This window comes from Gordonia sp. NPDC127522 (assembly GCF_042672305.1).
Lineage (GTDB): Bacteria > Actinomycetota > Actinomycetes > Mycobacteriales > Mycobacteriaceae > Gordonia > Gordonia hongkongensis.
The window spans coordinates 1-1,726 of the sequence record NZ_JBHXVK010000040.1; the positions used below are offsets into that span (position 1 = coordinate 1).

At 69.4% G+C, this 1,726-nt stretch carries 1 protein-coding gene; it reads left to right on the forward strand.

Annotation, left to right across the window (positions count from 1 at the left end; genetic code table 11):
• A partial coding sequence (locus tag ACFVHY_RS24410; protein WP_390275950.1) for an amino acid adenylation domain-containing protein occupies positions 1 to 1,726 on the forward strand: 1,726 nt, incomplete at both ends.

The following is a 1,726-nucleotide window of genomic DNA, read 5'->3' on the forward strand; positions in this document are numbered from 1 at the left end:
GCCGCGGTCGCCGCGGCCCTGCGCGCGCGTGGGGTGTCCACCGGCGATCTCGTCGCCGTGGCGACCTCCCGCGGCGTCGATCTCGTTTCCTCGATCCTGGGTGTGTTGCGTTCCGGCGCCGGCTATCTGCCGCTGGACACCACCAATCCGGTCGACCGCCTGCGTTTCATCGTCTCCGATGCCGCGCCGAGCGCGGTGATCATCGACGACACGACCGCGGACTTCGAACTGTGGTCCCAATTGGGCACCACGCCGGTGGTGCCGGTCGCGCAGCTGATCGCTGAAGGTGCCGCTGCGGCTCCGGAACCGGTTGCCATTCATCCCGATTCGCGTGCCTACGTGATCTACACGTCGGGTTCCACGGGCCGGCCCAAGGGTGTCGAGGTCACCCACCGCGACGTGGTGACCCTGATGGACACCGCCGCAGATGATTTCGACATCGACGAGACAGACGTGTGGACGCTGTTCCACTCGTACGCGTTCGACTTCTCGGTCTGGGAGCTGTGGGGACCGCTGCTGACCGGTGGCCGCTTGGTCCTGGTCGACCGGGATCTCGCGCGGGCGCCGGAGGAGTTCCTCGATCTACTCGCCCGCGAACGGGTCACGGTGCTGAGCCAGACGCCGTCGGCGTTCTACCAGCTCGCCGAGACCCGACGACGCCACGACACCCCGCTGTCATTGCGCTACATCGTGTTCGGCGGCGAGGCGCTCAGCTTCGAGCAGGTGCGGCGTTGGTTCGACGACCATCCGGACGAGACCACGACGCTGGTCAACATGTACGGCATCACCGAGACGACCGTGCACGTCAGTTTCCGGCCGCTCGACCCGCACTCGGTGGCGGCCGACGACGCGAGCTTCATCGGCCGGCCGCTGTCGTCGCTGGCCATCCACGTGCTCGACGACCGGCTGCGGCCGGTCCCCGAGGGTGTCGTGGGCGAGATGTACGTCACCGGTGGGCAACTGGCGCAGGGTTACCTGAAGCGCGCCGGGCTGTCGTCGACGCGTTTCGTCGCGTCACCCTACGGCGAGCCCGGAACCCGCATGTACCGCACCGGCGACCTCGCCCGTCGCGTGGGTGACGACATCGAGTACCTCGGGCGCGGTGACGCGCAGGTCCAGTTGCGTGGCTACCGGATCGAGTTCGGCGAGATCGAGGCGGCGCTGCTGGCGGTGCCGGGTGTGAGCGCGGCAGCGGCCCGTGTCGTCGACATCCCCGGTCGCGGTGAGCAACTCATCGGTTACCTGGTCCGCGACGAGCAGGGCGCGGTCGACGCGACCGAGGTCCGGCGCATCGCCGGCCGCGCGGTGCCGTCGTACATGGTCCCCGACCAGATCATCGACGTCGAGAAGCTGCCGCTCACCGCGAACGGCAAACTCGACCGCGACGCCCTTCCGGTACCCGACTCGGCCACCGTGGTCGAGGAAATCGTCGCGCCCACCGGCCCGCAGGAGACCGCGGTCGCGCAGGTTTTCGCCGAGGTGCTCGGAGTCGACGAGATCGGGGTCACGACAAGCTTCTTCGACCTCGGCGGCAACTCGCTGTCCGCGACCCGCCTCGCCTCGCGCGTCGCCGACGCACTCGGTACCGAGGTGTCGGTGCGAGACGTGTTCGAGGCGCCGTCCGTCCGCGACCTCGTCGAGGCAGTCGCCGGACGCGGCGCGAATCTGCCACCCGTGGTGGCGGTGTCGCCGCGCCCGGACCGGATCCCGCTGTCGTTCGCGCAGC